The organism is Plantibacter sp. T3 (assembly GCF_902506515.1).
Taxonomy (GTDB): Bacteria; Actinomycetota; Actinomycetes; order Actinomycetales; family Microbacteriaceae; genus Plantibacter; species Plantibacter auratus.
This window is the reverse complement of the sequence record NZ_LR733286.1, coordinates 853,044-870,216: the sequence shown is the minus strand read 5'-3', so window position 1 is coordinate 870,216 and position 17,173 is coordinate 853,044. Positions and strand designations below refer to the sequence as shown.

The window sequence follows — 17,173 nt, the reverse complement described above, 5'->3', positions numbered from 1 at the left end:
AGTGGTTCGTCATGCGGATACCTCGATGTCGTGGGTGATGCGGTTGAGTTCGGATGCCGTGATGTCCACGACCCGCTGGATCTGCTCGGCGGTGTGCTCCGCGGTGATGAAGAATCGGAGCCGCGCCTGGTCGTCCGGCACGGCCGGGTACAGGATCGGGTTGACGCTGAAGCCGTGGTCGAAGAGCGCGGTCGCCAGTGCCAGCGCCCGTTCCGAGCTGCCGACGATGCACGGCACGACGGGCGAGTCGGCACTGTCGCCGATGTCGATGCCGGCGGCCCGGGCCGTCTCGCGGAAGCGGTCGGCGTTCTGCCGCAGGCGGCTGAGGCGCTCGGGCTCGTCGCGCATGAGCCGGAGGGCGGCGAGCGACGCGGCCGCGTTCGCCGGGGTGATGCCGACGCTGTACACGAACCCGGGCACGGAGTACTTGAGGTAGTCGATCGCGGCGGCGGTGCCACCGACGTAGCCGCCGCATCCGGCGAGCGACTTCGACATCGTGCCGCACCAGAGGTCGATGTCCGAGCGGTCGACACCGAAGTGTTCGCCGACCCCGCCCCCGTTCGCGCCGACCGTCCCGATGCTGTGCGCTTCGTCGACGAGCACCAGTGCGCCGTGTCGCTTCTTCAGCTCGATGAGTTTCGGGAGCGGTACGAGGTCGCCGTCCATGCTGTAGACGCCCTCCACGACGATGAGGACTCGGCGGAACCCGCCGCGGATCGCGCCGAGGAGGTCGTCGAGCGCGCTCAGGTCGTTGTGGGGGAAGGACCGCCGGGTGGCTCCGGAGAGTTTCGCCCCCTGGATGATGCTGTCGTGCGCGAGGCTGTCGTGGACGATGAGATCGCCCGGTTCCACCAGGTGCCCGATGACACTCACGTTCGTCGCGTGGCCGCTCACCAGGGTGAGCACAGACTCCACCTGGAGGAGGTCGGCGAGCTCCTGCTCGAGCTCGGCATGGATCGGGCGCTCACCGGACAGGAACCGACTGGCGGACACCGAGCTGCCGTATCGGGCCACGGCGTCGGCGATCGTCTCGGCGACCACGGGGTGGCCGGTGACACCGAGGTAGTTGTAGCTCGAGAAGCTCACGAGCTGGGCGTCGCCGATCGTCGTCGTCGCGTCGATGATCCCCTCATGGAGCAGGAAGTAGGGGTTGCGGTCCGTCTGCTGCCGGCGTTCCCGCATGGCGACCGCCTCCGGGAAGCACTCGATGCGGGCGTCGGCCTCGGTCCATCGGGTCGGGCGGTCGGCCGGCGCCGGGGAAGCGGCAGCCACCGGAGTCGTCTCGACCCGCGGGAGCCGGTGCTGCGGCTCCTCGGCGAACGGGTGCAGCAGGGACCCGACGCCGTCCAGCACCTGCTCCACCGTGGGCCGCGCGGCGAAGCGCTCGCCGAGCTGGGCGGGGGTCGGCAGCGATGGCCACTCGGTGTGCAGCTGGGTGATCAGCTCACGCATCATCAGCGAATCGAATCCGAGCTGCTCGACGAGGTGCATGTCGGGCCGGATCAGGTCCAGCGGGAACCCGCTGATGCGCGACACCATGCCGAGGATGACCGCGTCGGACTCGGCGCGATGCGACCGGGACGCTGCAAGGCCCATCCGTGCGACCACCTCCGCCTGCGGCGAGCCGGGTTCCGTGGACCAGCGGAACGGATCCGTCGACGCGGGCGCGTGATCGGCCCGCCCGGACCCCTCGATGAGGCTCAGCTGGCGGTTCATGAGAGCGAGCAGTCCGGGCAGGTGGTCGGCCTGCGCTTCGACGGCTCGCGGCTGGATCGGCGGTCGTGCCGACGGTGGTCCGGCGAGCGGGGAAGACGGCAGGTCGTGGGGGCTGTGGCGCATGGAGTAGGGATCCTGTTCGACGGGGGAGGGTGGCCGGTGCGGTTCGGATGTGGGTTCTCGGGGTGTGGTCGTCGGGGCGGTGGCGTCCGGTCGGACGACCCAGTACGGCTCGGTCGGCAGCGGCGCGATCGGCAGCGCCACACCCGCGGTGTCTGGTGGCACGAGCGATGCCAGGTCGAGGTCGGCCCCCAGTACCGTCAGCCGACCGAGGAGTCGGAGGAAGGTCGACGCGTCGTCCGGCGCCGACGCGCTGCTCGGGATGACGTGCACGTCGGGCGCATCGCCCAGGGAGCGTCGGATGGACCCGAGCAGTGCCGAACCTCCACCGATCTGGACGTAGACATTGACGTCGGATGCGGACGCCGACTCGATCGCCTCGCGGAACCGCACCGTGGAGAAGACGTTCTCCTCGAGCTGACGGCCCAGCTCCTCGCTCGTCTCCACCGTGCGGCCCGTCACGGTGGAGACGAGCTGGACCTGCGGCGCGCGAGGTCGGAATCGCGACAGGTCCGCCACGAGGGCCGGCCGGATCGGCTCGAGCAGGGGCGAGTGGAACCCGGTGGCGACGCGCAGCGATTGGGTCGACACCCCGTGCTCGACGCACCGTTCCGCGACGGTGCGCAGGGCCTCGCCGGTTCCACTCACCACCGTCTGCCGGGGGTCGTTGGCGGCTGCGATCCACGCGTCGTCGATACCACTGAGGAGCGCTGCGGCCCGCTCGGCGTCGCAGCCGAGGGCCGTCATGCCGTCGCCGGGTCGCGTCGCAGCCGACCGCATGTGGTGTCCGCGGACCGCGGCGAGCCGTACGGCGTCGGGCGCATCGAGCGCGCCCGCCGTCGCCATGGCGGGCAGCTCGCCGACACTGTGCCCAATGACGAGGTCGGGCTCCACGCCGATCTCGCGCAACAGCGCCACGGCGGCGAGCGCCGTCACCGCGAGCGCGGGTTGGCAGACCTCGGTGGACGTGAGACGGTCGATTCCGGAGGGGGTGTCGGCGTCGGCCGCGGAGAGCGCCGCGAGCACATCGACCCCGGTCTCGTCGAGCACCTGCTCGTTCAAGGTCTCGGCCGCTGTGCGGAAGGCGGGGAACCGGTCGACGAGGTCCGACTGCATCCGCGGTGTCTGGCTGCCCTGCCCGGGGAAGACGAAGGCGATCCGCCGAGCGGCCTCGTCGACACGGACACCGCTGCAGACGTCCGCGGAGATCACCCCGGTGGTTCCGTCGGCGAGCTGCTCCAAGGCGGCCGACAGCCCGGAGATCAGCTCGGCGGCGGTGCGGCACACGATCGCCAGACGGGTGCTCGCGAGCGACCGGGAGCTCAAGGTCCGTGCGAGGCCGGCGATGGACGGTGCGTCGGCGGCCTCGAGGACAGCGAGGACCGCTCGGAGGTGTTCGCCGAGCAGCGCGGGGTCGTCAGCCGAGAACACCAGGAGATGCGGGGCCGGTCGGGTTGCCGGCTCGCCGGCACCGCGTCGGCGAGCTCGACCCGCTCGCGTCGGCGGGGATTCGAGCACCACGTGCGCATTGGTGCCGCCGAACCCGAACGAGCTGACGCCGATGAGGCCCAGACCGTCGTCGCCCGGGTCGATGGTGCGGGAGGCGAGTGCAAGGCGGCCGTCTCGGAGGGTCTCGGCGTGCGCCTCGGAACGCAGGCGAGGCTGCCCGGGGACGACCCGATGCCTCGCCATGAGTGCCGCTTTGACGATGCTGGCGATCCCGGCCGCCGCCATCGTGTGTCCGACGAGCGCCTTCACCGCCGTGACCGTGGCGGTCCGGCGTGGCGATGCCCCGAGACGACGCAGCGCCGCCAGCGATTCCAGCTCGGTGCGGTCACCCACCGGGGTGGCCGTGCCGTGCGCCTCGACGACGCCCAGGTCGGCGGGGTCGGCAGCGGCGTCCTCGTAGGCCCGGCGGAGTGCTGCCAGCTGTCCGTCCGTCGTCGGCGTCATCGGTCCTTCGGCCCGGCCGTCGTTGGACACCCCGGAGCCGCGGATGACCGCGTAGACGTCGTCGTGGTCGTCGATGGCGGCCTCGAGCGGTTTGACGACGATCATGCCGACACCCTCGCCGAGGAGGAATCCGTCGGCATCGCCGTCGAACGGTCGGCACACCCCGCTCCGTGACAATGCACCGATCCGGGAGAAGGCGACCATCGCATCCGGGACGAGGCTCAGGTTGACACCGCCGGCGAGCGCCGCCGAGCACTGCCCGGACCGGATGGCGGCGATCGCCTGGTGGAGCGCGACGAGGCTGCTGGAGCACGCGGCGTCGACCGCGAAGCTCGGGCCGCCGAGGTCGAGCGTGCTGCTCACCAGCGCCGGCCCCATGTTCGGCAGGCATCCCGGCATCGAGAACGCGTGGAACGGGCGCACACCGGCGACGCGCGCGCCCATCGCCGCCGCGAGGTCGGGGCCGGCGTGTTCCGCGTGGACCGAGTCGTCGCCGAGGAGTTGCGCCCGGATGCGGAGCGAGGAGAGTTCGCGGTAATCGTTCGCAGCCATCCCGACGAAGACGCCGATGGACGACCGGTCGATGCGACGACGTTCGAACCCGGCGTCGATCCAGGCGGCTCGCGCTGCCTCGAGGAGCAGGCGATGTTGCGGGTCCATCGCGTGCGCGCGACTGGGTGGGATGCGGAAGTGCCGAGCGGCGAACTGCTCGACGCCGTCGATGAAGGACCCCTGGTCGGAGTAGGCGTGATGCACCGCTCGGGGGTCGTGCGGCGCGAAGAAGGAGGCGTGATCCCATCTCGAGCGGGGGACGGCGGAGCCGCTGCGTCGGGCCGCCAGGATGTTGCGCCAGTACTGGTGGGCGTCTGCCGCGCCACCGAAGCGGGCGGACAGGCCGACGATGGCGAGTGGTCGAACGGGCACGACGAGAGAACCTCCGAGGGTGTTGATCGCGGATGGAACGAGGGGGCAGGTCGGCATGTCGACGACTCCGAGCGGAGTGGGTCGAGGTCCAGGGGCCACCTCGCGGTGAGGAGAGCCGGCCCGTGGGCACGCCACAGCTCGACTGTAGTCATCTGAAACATCAGTTCGGATGCTCGTTCGGAATCTGTGGATAACTCGCGAGGCAGCGCAACCCCCAGCCGGTGCGGAGGGTCGGCTGGAACACTGGCGATATGACGACCATCACGCTGACCAAGGGCCTCACCGCCTACCGCGCCGACCCGCCGAAGGGCGTCGAGCTCCGCGGCGGGCTCGTGCTCATCCACGAGATCTGGGGCCTCGTCCCACACATCACCGACGTCGCCGACCGGTTCGCCGCGGAGGGGTACCTCGTCATCGCACCCGACATCCTGAGTGGCGCCGGCGTCACGCCCGAGATCGGTGCGGAGCTGGAGAGCCTCGTCTTCAACAGCGACGAGGCGACGAGGACCGCGGCACAGCCGAAGCTGCGCGAGAAGCTCTCGGCCTCGAAGTCGCCCGAGTACGCCGAGGAGGCGCTCGGGTACCTGGGGAAGGCCGTCGACGCCCTGTTCGACGAGGAGGGGATCGACGGCCGCGTCGCCGTCGTCGGCTTCTGCTTCGGTGGTGGCTACAGCTTCGCGCTCGCCGCGGCCGACCGCCGCATCCGCGCCGCTGTCCCGTTCTACGGCTACCCGCCGGAGCCCGAGGCCGTGACGAGCATCGCCTGCCCCGTCCTCGCGTTCTACGGCGACCAGGACGAGGGCCTCATGCAGAGCCTGCCCGAGCTGACCACGACGATGGAGGACGCGCGTGTCGAGTTCACCGCGACCGTCTACCCCGACGCCGGTCACGCCTTCTTCAACGACACCAACACGATCACCTACCGTGAGGACGCTGCCGCCGACGCCTGGGTGAAGACGCTCGCGTTCCTCGACACCTCACTCGGCAACGCCTAGCCCGAGCCATCCGCTTCCGTTCGCCCGTTTCTGGGCGAAGAAACGCCCGCTCGCCCAAACATGGGCGAGCGGGCGTTCGGGTGAAACGGCGGAGGCCTACGCGCCCTTGAGGCGGGTGGCGAGGTAGGCGTACAGCTCGTCGATGGCGACGCGCTCCTGCTGCATGCTGTCGCGGTCGCGGACCGTCACGGCGTTGTCCTCGAGCGAGTCGAAGTCGACGGTCACGCAGTACGGAGTACCGATCTCGTCCTGACGACGGTAGCGGCGGCCGATCGCGCCCGAGTCGTCGAAGTCGATGTTCCACGAGCCGCGCAGCTCGTCGCCGATCTGGCGGGCGAGCGGCGACAGCGCCTCGTTGCGGGACAGCGGCAGCACGGCGACCTTGACCGGCGCGAGACGCGGGTCGAGGTGCAGCACGGTGCGCTTCTCGATCTTGCCCTTGGCGTTCGGCGGCAGCTCCTGCTCCTCGTACGCGTCGACGAGGAAAGCCATGAGCGCACGGGTCAGACCGAACGACGGCTCGATGACGTACGGCATGTACCGCTCGTTCTTGGCCTGATCGAAGTAGCTGAGGTCCTTGCCGGACTGCTCGGCGTGCACCTTGAGGTCGTAGTCGGTGCGGTTCGCGACGCCCATGAGCTCGCCCCACTCGCTTCCGGCGAAGCCGAACTTGTACTCGATGTCGACGGTGCGCTTCGAGTAGTGCGCCAGCTTCTCCTGCGGGTGCTCGAACCAACGGATGTTGTCGGGCGTCATGCCGAGGTCGATGAACCAGGCCCAGCAGAGGTCCATCCAGGTCTGCTGCCACTCGTCGTCCGTGCCGGGCTCGACGAAGAATTCGATCTCCATCTGCTCGAACTCGCGGGTGCGGAAGATGAAGTTACCGGGCGTGATCTCGTTGCGGAACGCCTTGCCGATCTGGCCGATGCCGAACGGCGGCTTCTTGCGGGCCGTCTGCAGCACGTTCGCGAAGTTCGTGAAGATGCCCTGCGCGGTCTCGGGACGCAGGTAGTGGAGACCAGACTCGTCGTCGACGACGCCGAGGAAGGTCTTCAGGAGGCCGGACATCTGACGGATCTCGGTCCACTGGCCGACCTTCGAGGGGTGCTCGGGGTCGGGGATGTCGGCGAGGCCGTTCTCCGGCGGGTGGCCGTGCTCGGCCTCGTACGCCTCGAAGAGGTGGTCGGCCCGGTACCGCTTGTGGGTGATGAGCGATTCGGTCAGCGGGTCGCTGAAGACCTTGACGTGACCGGACGCCTCCCAGACCGGGGTGGGCAGGATGACGGCGGAGTCGAGACCGACCATGTCGCCGCGGCCACGCACGAACGCGTTCCACCACTGGCGCTTGATGTTCTCCTTGAGCTCGACACCCAGGGGCCCGTAATCCCACGCAGACCGCGTGCCGCCGTAGATGTCTCCCGACGGGAAGACGAAGCCGCGGTGCTGGGCCAGGGTGATGACGGACTCGAGATGGGACTGCTCTGCCATGGGTGTGGATCCTCCGTGCCGCTTGCCACGCGGCGGTACCTTCCGGTGCTGACGCCTGGCTGGCGCCCGCTCCCGGAACCCCTCAATCCTATGGGCGAGCCCGTGAGGACGCCCAACGGCCCTTGTCCCGCTCAGGGCGGCCACCTAGCCTGACAACCATCGCGGTACGCAGGATGGAGCATCGATGGATTGGCTGTGGAACCTCGACGTCATCGACGGTCCACTCGTCTGGGTGCTCGACGGGCTCAGCATCGCCGGCCTGCTGTACCTCGTCATCCGTCGGTCCGGGCTGCTGTGGTACCTGAGCGCCGCCATCGCCCTCCTGGCCGGCGCGCTCCTCGCCCTGGGGACGGTGTGGCTGGTCTTCGACGTGCTCAACCTCTTCGGCGGGCCGTTGATCCGCTCCGCGGAGCCCTGGTTGATCGGCGTCTTCGCCGGCATCGCGCTCGCCGTCCTGACGATCTGCTGGCGCGTCTCATGGCAGCGGCGCGTCATCGCCGTCGCGTGCATCCTCGTCTTCGGCGCCACCGCGGCGCTGGGCGTCAACGGCGCGTACGGTGTCCAGACCACCCTCGGGTCGATGTTCCACGTCCAGAACCGCAAGCCGATCACCCTCGTGACGCCGACCAGCACGCCCACCGGCGATCCGGCCCGCCCGCTGTACGAGACGTGGAAGCCGCCGGCCGATCTGCCGAAGACAGGCAGGTTCGGCCCGCTTCCCACGGGCGACCGGATCCCGAACACGAACTCCGGGTTCAACGCCCGCCCGGCGCAGGTCTACTACCCACCCGCCGCACTCGTGAAGGATCCCCCGGCGCTCCCGTTCGTCCTCATGATGATGGGACAACCGGGTGACCCCGACGCGAAGTGGGTCGGCGAGGCGCTCGACGCGATCGCCGCCGACCATCAGGGGCTCGCCCCCATCGCGCTCGTCGTGGACCAGCTCGGCGACCCCTCGGTGGATCCGCTGTGCATCGACGGGCGGTACGGGAAGGTGGAAACCTACGTCACGCAGGACGTCCTCCCCTGGGCGAAGGCGAACCTGCACATCCTCCAGTCGCCGAAGGATTGGACGGTCGCCGGGTACTCGGCCGGCGGCAGCTGTGCGATCTACTACGGAGCCAAGTACCCGCAGACCTTCGGCAACGTCGTCAGTGTCTCGGGCGAGGAGTATCCCGGAGCCGGCCTCCCGGCGGACAACCTGCGCGTGATGTTCAACGGCGACCAGAACGCGTACGACGCGATCAAACCGGCGACCATCATGGCGAAGACGACGTACGTCGACACCGAGGCGTTCTTCTCCGCGGGGACGGCGGACGCGGTCTACACCGACATGATGCGGCGCGCCGCATCCACCGCGACGGCGGCCGGCTGGAAGGTCCAGACCTTCGCGATACCGGGTGGCGACCACGGCGCCAGCTCGCTCACGGGCGGGCTGGACCAGACGCTCCGTGCGCTCTACCCGCGGATCGGTCTCCAACGACCGTGACGGGGACGGGGCTCCGCGACCCGGCTTCCACTCCATCGTGGGCTGTGGAGAACTTCGGCGGCGGTCTGGACCGATTGGTTATGGTCGATGCCCATGACCACCCAGCTCCCGCCGATGCCACAGCCCCTCCTCGTCCAGATCGGCAACATCAGGGTCACTGAGGACGTGATCATGACACCCGCCGGCACGTGGCCACTCGCGGACGTCAACGTGACGTCGAGCGATCAGACCTCGACGACCACCCACACCCCGGCGTGGGCCATCGTGCTGGTCATCGTGTTGATCTGGTTCTTCTTCCTCAGCCTGCTGTTCCTGTTCGCGAAGGAGAGGCGTGTCTCGGGGTTCGTCTCCGTGAACGTCCAGGCCGGCCCGTACACCTACACCGAGCAGGTCCCGATCTCGACCGACTTCGCCCGACACGACACCATGAACCGCGTCGGCTACACCCAATCACTGATCGGGCAGGCACGGCACCGGGCGATCGCGAACCGAGCGGCGGAGTCCTCCCGGCACCCTGAGGTGCAGTGACCGGTCGCTCGCGGGCCATGCACGCGACGAGATGACTCAATCGGGCGGCGGCGCGAGGGACGCGCCCTCGAGGAAGGCGCCCATGACGAGTTCGTGACGCAGTTCACCGAGGGTGCCGTCGAGACGGCCGACGAGGGTCTCGACGCCCATTCGGCCGAGTTGGGCGGCGGGCAGCAACGTGACGGCGAGTGCCGGGTCGGCCGCTTCCGACACCTCTCGCGTGGAGGCGACGAGGACGACGGACAGGTCGTCGGGGACCGAGACGCCGCGCCTGCCGAGCTCGCTCACGAAACCGAGGGCCGCCCGATCGTTGAGCACGAGGACGGCGGTGACCTCGGGCGCCTCCTCCTGGAGGGCTGCCGCGATCTCGCGACCACCGGCCGGATCGGGAGTGCACTGGAGCGTCCGAGCGCGGAGTCCACGGGCCGCGCACACGGCGTGGAAGGTCTCCTGCACGCGGATCACCGGGCCGTAACCGTCGAGGTCGGCCCGCTCGATCTCCTCGAGCAGGGCGAACTCCCGATGACCGAGGGCCTGCAAGCGGTCGATGGACAACTCGACCATCCCCTCGAAGTCGACGTCGACGTAGTCGAGACCGGAGGGGTCGCGCGTCCGACCGATGAGCGTCAGTGGTGTCCCGGCCGCGAGCAGACGGTCGACCCGATGGTCGTCGAGCCGCACCTCCATGAGGATGACGCCGTCGATGAGGCCGTCGGAGGTGAACTCGCGAAGCGCGTCTGGGTCGCTCGGCTCCGGCCAGAGGACGACGGTGTACCCGAGCTCGGCGGCAGCCTCCGCCGCACCGGTGAAGAAGCGGGCCGCGTTGTCGGACAGTCGATGCTGGAGCACCGGGAACAGCAGTGCGATGATGCGGGTCCGCCGGCTCGCGAGCGCGCGGGCGACCGCGTTCCGGCGGAAGTCCAGCTCGACCATCGCCGACTCCACCCGCAGTCGAGTGGCCGGGGACACGGGCTTCGAATCGTTGACGACGAACGACACCGTGGCGACCGAGACCCCTGCGAGTCGCGCGACGTCACGCATCGTTGCCATGGATCCCCGTTCAGGTGCGGTGCTGTCCGGTCAGTCTCTCACGGATCACGATTCGGTAAACCGGTTAAATTGCTCCTTGACGACTCCGGCGACGCGGTGCATGCTGGTTCCCGAAGCGCGTAGTAAACCGGTTAACTTTCTGGTCTGCGCGATCCGACCTCGACCGGCGAAGGAGCCGTGCTGATGCCTGTACCGACCACGGAGGACCGCCGGTCCGAGCAGCCACTGCGCGTCGCGATCGTCGGGTACAGCTTCATGGGCACGATCCACGCGCAGGCCTGGACCACCGCTCCCCGCTTCTTCGACCTCGGCCGCGGGGTCGACCTCGTCGCCGTCAGCGGTCGCGATGCCGACGCCGCCCGCGCGTTCGCCGACCGGTTCGGGATCGCCGACGTCGAGACGGACTGGCGAGCGCTCCTCACCCGCGGCGACATCGACGTGATCGACATCTGCACCCCTGGCCACCTCCACGCCGAGATCGCGATCGCGGCACTCGACGCCGGTATCCACGTCCTGTGCGAGAAGCCGCTCGCGAACACGCTCGAGGAGGCCGAGCGGATGAACGCCGCGGCCGAGCGAGCTGCGGCGGGCGGCGTTCACGCGATGGTCGGCTTCAGCTATCGGCGCACCCCCGCACTCGCCTATGCACGACGGCTCGTCGCCGACGGTCGCCTCGGGACGATCCGTCACATCCGGGCCCAGTACCTGCAGGACTGGATCGCGGATCCGACGTTCCCGCTCGTCTGGCGGCTCGACGCCGACCAGGCCGGCTCCGGTGCGCTCGGTGACCTCGGCGCCCACATCATCGATCTCGCACGGTTCGTCACCGGGCAGGAGCTGACCGGCGTGTGCGCCCTGACCTCGACCTTCGTCACCGAGCGGCCGCTCCCCACCTCGTCGAGCGGCCTCAGCGCCACCGCGGGCGACGATCCTGAGGATGGCGACGCGGCGGAACCCCTCACCGGGCGGGTGACCGTCGACGACGCGGTCGTGTTCATCGCGCGTACCGACGGCGGCGCCCTGGCGACGTTCGAGGCCACCCGCTTCGCCACCGGTCGCAAGAACGCGATGCGGCTCGAGGTCGACGGTTCCGACGGATCGCTCGTCTTCGACTTCGAGCGCATGAACGAGCTGCAGTTCCACGACCACACCCTCCCGGCCGAGGAGGCGGGCTTCCGGCGCATCCTCGTCACCGAACCCGGTCACCCGTACGCGGACGCCTGGTGGCCTGCCGGGCACGGCCTCGGCTACGAGCACACCTTCGTCCACGAGGTCGCCGACCTCGCCCGCGACCTCGCCGCCGGCCGGGCGCCCGAACCTGGCTTCGCCGACGGCCTCCTGGTGCAGCGCGTGCTCACCGCGGTCTCGGCGAGCGCCGACGCAGGCGCCGCCTGGATCCCACTCGACCACTGACCGAACCACCCACCGCACCACGATCACCACCGCATCACGAACACCACTCACCAGGCAAAGGAGCCATGACATGAGATCCACGACCACCCGCGACACCCGGCCACGCATCATCCGTCGGCCGCATGTGCTCGGATCGCTCGCGATCCTCGCGATCACCCCGTTCGCCCTCACCGCGTGCAGCGGTGGCGGTGGCGCGGCGGCCGGAGGCGACGCCGGCACCCTCACGATCCTCGACTACTACAACAACGAACCCGACAAGACCCTCGTGGGCGACGCCCTCGACCGGTGCGCGGACGACGTCGGCGTGAAGATCAAGCGCGAGACCGTCCCCGGCAAGGACCTCATCCAGAAGGTGCTCCAGCAGTCGTCGTCCAAGACGCTGCCCGACGTCCTCATGCTCGACAACCCGGACGTCCAGGAGATCGCCGCGACCGGCGGCCTCTCGCCGCTCAGCGACTACGGCGTCGACACCTCGGGCTTCGCGAAGGGCATCCTCGACGCGGCGAGCTACGAGGGGGAGGTCTACGGCCTGGCGCCGACGGTCAACACCCTCGGCCTCTTCTACAACGAGGACCTCCTCGCGGCGAAGGGCATCACCCCGCCGACCACGTGGGACGAACTCAAGACGGCAGCCGCTGCACTGACCGAGGGCGACACCTACGGGCTGGCCTTCAGCTCCATCGCCACCTACGAGGGCAGCTGGCAGTTCCTGCCGTTCATGTGGACCAACGGCGGCGACGAGGCCGACCTCACGACGCCCGCCGTCGCCGAGGCCCTCCAGCTCCAGGTCGACCTCGTGAACTCGGGTTCGGCGTCGAAGAGCGTCATCAACTGGTCGCAGGCCGACGTGAACGACCAGTTCATGGCCGGTAAGGCCGCGATGATGATCAACGGCCCGTGGCAGATCCCGGCCCTCAGCGCCGACACGAACCTCAAGTACGGCAGCGTGCAGGTTCCGGTCAACAAGGCCGGCCAGACGCCCGTCGCCCCGCTCGGTGGCGAGGTCTGGACCGTCCCCGTGACCGGCGACAAGGACAAGCAGGCGAAGGCGGCGAAGTTCGTCGAGTGCATCTCGAGCGACGAGAACCAGCTCGCCCTCGCCGAGGCCCGCTTCACCGTCCCGACGAAGACGGCCCTGGCCGAGCAGTACGTCGCGAAGGTCCCCGAGATGGCCGCGTTCACGGAGCAGGTCGCCAACGCCCGCTCGCGCACCGGCGAGCTCGGCGAGGAGTGGCCCGAGGCCGCGACCGAGATCTACACCGCCATCCAGCTCGCCCTGACCGGGCAGGCGACGCCTGAAGAGGCGTTCAAGCAGGCGGCCGCGGGCTGATCCCGATGAGCAGTGGCATCGCCGGAGCATCGCTCCAGGACCGGAAGAGCGACCAGCGGTCCAGCGGCACCGACGGGGGCGCGCCGACCAAGCGCACCCCCGCCGGGGCCGGCCGCCGGTCCCGACGCTTCCGTCGGGAAGACCTGATCAAGCTCGGCTTCGTCCTCCCAGCAGCGCTCTACATCGTGCTCTTCTTCGGCTATCCGGTTGTCAAGAACGTCACGATGAGCTTCCAGGAGTACACGACGAAGACGTTCTTCACGGGCGAGGCGCCGTGGGTCGGGTTCGCGAACTACGTGACCGTGTTCAGTTCCCAGCTGTTCACACCGGCGCTGCTCAACACGGCGCTGTTCACGATCGGGTCGATCGCCGGGCAGTTCGTGATCGGGCTCGCTCTCGCCGTCTTCTTCAAGCGACGCTTCCCCCTGAGCTCGTTCCTCCGCGCGATGCTGCTGCTCCCCTGGCTCCTCCCCCTGATCGTGTCGAGCGCCACCTGGCGGTCGATCCTCGACCAGGACAGCGGCGTCCTGAACGCCGCCCTCGGATCCATCGGCCTGTCAGGCGTCCCCTGGCTGACGAGCCCGTCGGTGGCCCTGTTCGCGGTCGTCCTCGTCAACATCTGGATCGGCATCCCGTTCAACGTCACGATCCTCTACGGCGGCCTCCAGGACATCCCCGACGAGCTCTACGAGGCGGGAGCGCTCGACGGCGCGACCGGCTGGAAGGCGTTCCGCCACATCACCTGGCCGAACCTCCGCCCCGTGGTCAGCGTCGTGCTCGTGCTCGGCGTCGTCTACACGATCAAGGTGCTCGACATCATCCTCGGCCTCACGAACGGCGGGCCGGCGAACGCCACCCAGACCCTCGCGGTGCGGTCGTATCAGGAATCGTTCGTCAACTTCGAGTTCGGTGTCGGTGCGGCCTTCAGCAACATCCTCATCGTCATCTCGCTCCTCTTCGCCATCGTCTACCTGCGCGTGAACCGACGCGCGGTCGACGAGTAAGGACACGGACCCTCATGACCACGACCAGCATCGTGACCGGCGGCCGGCAGACGCGCCGCTTCGCCCCGGTCGGCCCACGTCGACACCGCGGCGACCGACGCCACCTCGGCTACACCGTCGTCGGCGTCATCATCCTCGCGATCATGCTCTTCCCCGTCTACTGGATGGTGAACGCGTCCCTGCAGCCCTCCGGAAACACGCTCACCGGGGACTTCTTCCCGGTGAACCCGAGCTTCGCCGGGTACGAGAAGGCGATCGCCGACCAGGGCGGGCACCTCGTCACGAGCCTCGTCATCTCGCTCGGCACCGTCGTCCTGTCGCTCGCGATCGCGGCCCCGGCGGCCTACGCCCTCGCGCAGTTCCGGTTCCGCTGGATCAGCATCGCCCTGTTCGTGATCCTCATCGCGCAGATGATCCCCGGCATCGTGATCGCCAACGCGCTCTACTCCGCCTACAACGACCTCGGCCTGCTCAACTCGATCCCCGGCTTGATCCTCGCCGACGCGTCGCACGCCATCCCGTTCGCGATCCTCATCCTGCGGGCGTCGATGCAGACCATCCCGCCGTCGATCGTGGAGGCGGCACGGGTCGACGGCGCGGGGCACGTGCGGGCCTTCGTCTCGATCGTCCTCCCGGTGAGCCGCAACGTGCTCATCACCGCCGGCCTGTTCGCCTTCCTCTTCTCCTGGAGCGACTTCCTGTTCGCCCTGACGCTGACGACGACGGAGGACGTCCGGCCAGTGACGCTCGGCATCTACCAGTACCTCGGCTCACAGGTCTCGAACTGGAGCGCGGTGATGGCGACCGCCGTCCTCTCGTCCCTGCCCGCGATCCTGCTGCTCGTCATCGCCCAGCGGTTCATCGCCGCGGGTGCGACGGGCGGTGCCGTGAAATGACCGACGACCACTCCGACACCCTCTCCGACCACGCAACGCATCCTCGAAGGAGCACCACCATGTCCGACAGCAGCACCCCCATCCGCGTCCTCGTCTGGGGCGAGAACCGCCACGAGCAGATCGAGGAGAAGGTCCGCGCCATCTACCCGGACGGCATGCACACGACCATCAAGGAGGGCATCGAAGAGCACCTCGGCGCCGAGGCTGTGGTGACCACGACCACGCTCGACGAACCGGAGCACGGGCTCACCGAGGAGGTGCTCGCCGCGACCGACGTGCTCGTCTGGTGGGGCCACGCGGCTCACGGTGAGGTCGCCGACGAGGTCGTCGAGCGCGTGCACCAGCACGTGCTCGCCGGCATGGGCCTGCTCGTGCTGCACTCCGGCCACTGGTCGAAGATCTTCGGCAAGCTCATGGGGACCTCGTGCACGCTCCGGTGGCGGTCGGAGGAGGACCGCGAGATCGTCTGGACCGTCGACCCGACCCACCCGATCGCCCAGGGTATCCCGCACCCGTTCATCATCCCGGCGCAGGAGATGTACGGCGAGTTCTTCGACGTCCCCGCGCCCGACGAGCTCGTCTTCCTCTCGACCTTCACCGGTGGCGAGGTCTTCCGTTCCGGCATGACCTACAAGCGCGGCTTCGGCAAGATCTTCTTCTTCTCCCCCGGCGACCAGGACTACCCGGTCTACCACCACGAGCACGTCCGTCGCGTCCTCGCGAACGGCGTCCGTTGGGCGCAGACGCTGCGTCCGGAACGCGCGGTGCCGGTCCTGCTTCGGTACGAGACCGAGGACTTCTACAACGGCCGCGGGTACGAAGGGGCGCTCGCGCGATGAGTGCTCCTGTCGACGGTGGCTTCGCGACGCTCGCGGACGCCACCAGGCCGGTCCGGCTCGTGCTCGTCGGTGCGGGCGGGATGGGACGGGCCTGGTTGCGGACGATCCTCGCGAACCCGGACACGGAACTCGTCGGCGTCGTCGACCTCGACACGGCCCTCGCCGAGTCGGCGGTGACCGAGGCCGGGCTCCGGGTGGGCCCAGAGGGTGTCGTCGTCGGCACCAGCGTGTCGGTCGTCGCCGAGGCGACGGGGGCGGACGCGGTCGTCAACGTCACCGTGCCCGCCGCGCACCACCCGGTGAACACCGAGGCGCTCTTCGCCGGGTTGCCGGTGCTCTGCGAGAAGCCGATCGCACCGACGGTGGCGCAGGCCCTCTCGTTGGCGGCGACGGCCGAGGCCAGCGGGCAATTGCTCATGACGAGCCAGTCGCGTCGCTACTACGCATCGATCGCCGCCTTCCGGGAGCAGGTCGCCACGCTCGGTCGGCTCGGATCCGCGACGACCGAGTTCTTCAAGGCACCGCACTTCGGCGGCTTCCGCGAGGAGATGGCGCACGTGCTGCTCGTCGACATGGCGATCCATGCCTTCGACGCCGCCCGCTACGTCCTCGGCAGCGACCCGATCGCCGTGTACTGCGAGGAGTACAACCCGGGGTGGAGCTGGTTCTCCGCCGACGCCGCCGCGACCGCGGTCTTCGAGTTCGCCGGCGGCGTCCGGTACACCTACAGCGGCAGCTGGTGTGCGGACGGCGTGGAGACCTCGTGGAACGGCAGTTGGCGAGTGAACGGCGAGTACGGCACGGCCATCTGGGACGGCGACTCCGCTCCGCAGCGGCAGCTCGCGCCGCAGGGCGGTTCTCCGTCGGAGGTCGAGACCGCTGAGCTCGAGCCGGACGTGCCGGAGGAGATCGCTGGCTCGCTCGTCGAGTTCGTGGACGCCCTGCGCACGGGGATTGTCCCGTCGGGTGAGGTGCACGCCAACGTGCTGAGCCTCGCGATGGTGGAGGCCGCCGTGCGGTCCGCCGAGTCCGGCGAGCGCGTGGTCATCGCCGACGTGCTCGCCCAGGCGCACACGCGGGCGATCGAGGCCGAGCCGCGCGCCGACGTCCGGGCCGCGCTCGTCACCTCCCGCTGAGGTGAGGCGGATCGTCGCCCGCGCACCCCGCGAGCGACGATCCGCCTCACCTCACCAGGTCCCGTCGAGGAGGTCGCGGGTCACGACCAGGTTGAGCACCCGCCAGAGGCCGGAGTGGCCCGGCGTCTGGCTCGCTCGGTTCGGCCACCCCTCGAGGCGTGCGACACGGACGANGAGGAGATCGCTGGCTCGCTCGTCGAGTTCGTGGACGCCCTGCGCACGGGGATTGTCCCGTCGGGTGAGGTGCACGCCAACGTGCTGAGCCTCGCGATGGTGGAGGCCGCCGTGCGGT

At 69.4% G+C, this 17,173-nt stretch carries 12 protein-coding genes; 9 read left to right on the top strand and 3 right to left on the bottom strand.

The window, feature by feature from the left end; all coding sequences use genetic code 11:
• Nucleotides 1-9: 9 nt before the first annotated feature.
• Nucleotides 10-4,713 carry a type I polyketide synthase gene (locus GV015_RS04220; protein WP_159876793.1) on the bottom strand — a complete coding sequence of 1,568 codons (4,704 nt, stop codon included), beginning with the start codon at nucleotides 4,711-4,713 and terminating at the stop codon, nucleotides 10-12.
• Nucleotides 4,714-4,964: 251 nt separating this feature from the next.
• On the opposite strand from GV015_RS04220, the gene GV015_RS04215 reads away from it, so the two are divergent.
• Nucleotides 4,965-5,708: a dienelactone hydrolase family protein gene (locus GV015_RS04215; RefSeq protein WP_085511333.1), complete on the top strand. Its 744-nt coding sequence runs from the start codon at nucleotides 4,965-4,967 to the stop codon at nucleotides 5,706-5,708.
• 96 nt (nucleotides 5,709-5,804) lie between these two features.
• On the opposite strand, the gene GV015_RS04210 is transcribed toward GV015_RS04215, so the two are convergent.
• Entirely contained in the window at nucleotides 5,805-7,196 is a 1,392-nt protein-coding gene (locus GV015_RS04210; RefSeq protein ID WP_064295424.1) for a glycine--tRNA ligase, read from the bottom strand.
• A gap of 184 nt (nucleotides 7,197-7,380) precedes the next feature.
• On the opposite strand from GV015_RS04210, the gene GV015_RS04205 reads away from it, so the two are divergent.
• Nucleotides 7,381-8,685 carry an esterase family protein gene (locus GV015_RS04205; protein ID WP_159876791.1) on the top strand — a complete coding sequence of 435 codons (1,305 nt, stop codon included), beginning with the start codon at nucleotides 7,381-7,383 and terminating at the stop codon, nucleotides 8,683-8,685.
• A 93-nt stretch (nucleotides 8,686-8,778) separates the two neighbouring features.
• Nucleotides 8,779-9,213: a hypothetical protein gene (locus GV015_RS04200; RefSeq protein WP_159876789.1), complete on the top strand. Its 435-nt coding sequence runs from the start codon at nucleotides 8,779-8,781 to the stop codon at nucleotides 9,211-9,213.
• Nucleotides 9,214-9,249: 36 nt separating this feature from the next.
• Here the strand turns inward: GV015_RS04200 and GV015_RS04195 are convergent, their stop codons facing one another.
• Entirely contained in the window at nucleotides 9,250-10,263 is a 1,014-nt protein-coding gene (locus GV015_RS04195; RefSeq protein WP_236555328.1) for a LacI family DNA-binding transcriptional regulator, read from the bottom strand.
• A gap of 183 nt (nucleotides 10,264-10,446) precedes the next feature.
• On the opposite strand from GV015_RS04195, the gene GV015_RS04190 reads away from it, so the two are divergent.
• The 6 genes from GV015_RS04190 (at nucleotide 10,447) to GV015_RS04165 (ending at nucleotide 16,881) form a co-directional block, all read left to right on the top strand.
• The gene (locus tag GV015_RS04190; protein WP_159876787.1) at nucleotides 10,447-11,676 is read left to right on the top strand and encodes a Gfo/Idh/MocA family protein; all 1,230 of its coding nucleotides are present in this window, start codon (nucleotides 10,447-10,449) and stop codon (nucleotides 11,674-11,676) included.
• Between the two features lie 70 nt (nucleotides 11,677-11,746).
• Nucleotides 11,747-13,006 (top strand): ABC transporter substrate-binding protein, encoded by a 1,260-nt coding sequence (locus GV015_RS04185; RefSeq protein ID WP_082916064.1) that lies wholly within the window; start codon nucleotides 11,747-11,749, stop codon nucleotides 13,004-13,006.
• A gap of 5 nt (nucleotides 13,007-13,011) precedes the next feature.
• Nucleotides 13,012-14,010 carry a carbohydrate ABC transporter permease gene (locus GV015_RS04180; protein WP_159876785.1) on the top strand — a complete coding sequence of 333 codons (999 nt, stop codon included), beginning with the start codon at nucleotides 13,012-13,014 and terminating at the stop codon, nucleotides 14,008-14,010.
• Nucleotides 14,011-14,024: 14 nt separating this feature from the next.
• On the top strand, nucleotides 14,025-14,906 hold the full coding sequence (locus GV015_RS04175; RefSeq protein WP_159876783.1) for a carbohydrate ABC transporter permease: 882 nt from the start codon (nucleotides 14,025-14,027) through the stop codon (nucleotides 14,904-14,906).
• 59 nt (nucleotides 14,907-14,965) lie between these two features.
• Nucleotides 14,966-15,745, top strand: a complete 780-nt coding sequence (locus tag GV015_RS04170) for a ThuA domain-containing protein (protein WP_159876781.1) — start codon at nucleotides 14,966-14,968, stop codon at nucleotides 15,743-15,745.
• Nucleotides 15,742-16,881: a Gfo/Idh/MocA family protein gene (locus tag GV015_RS04165; protein ID WP_159876779.1), complete on the top strand. Its 1,140-nt coding sequence runs from the start codon at nucleotides 15,742-15,744 to the stop codon at nucleotides 16,879-16,881. The genes GV015_RS04170 and GV015_RS04165 overlap by 4 nt, the downstream gene beginning before the upstream one ends.
• The last annotated feature ends 292 nt before the right edge of the window (nucleotides 16,882-17,173 follow it).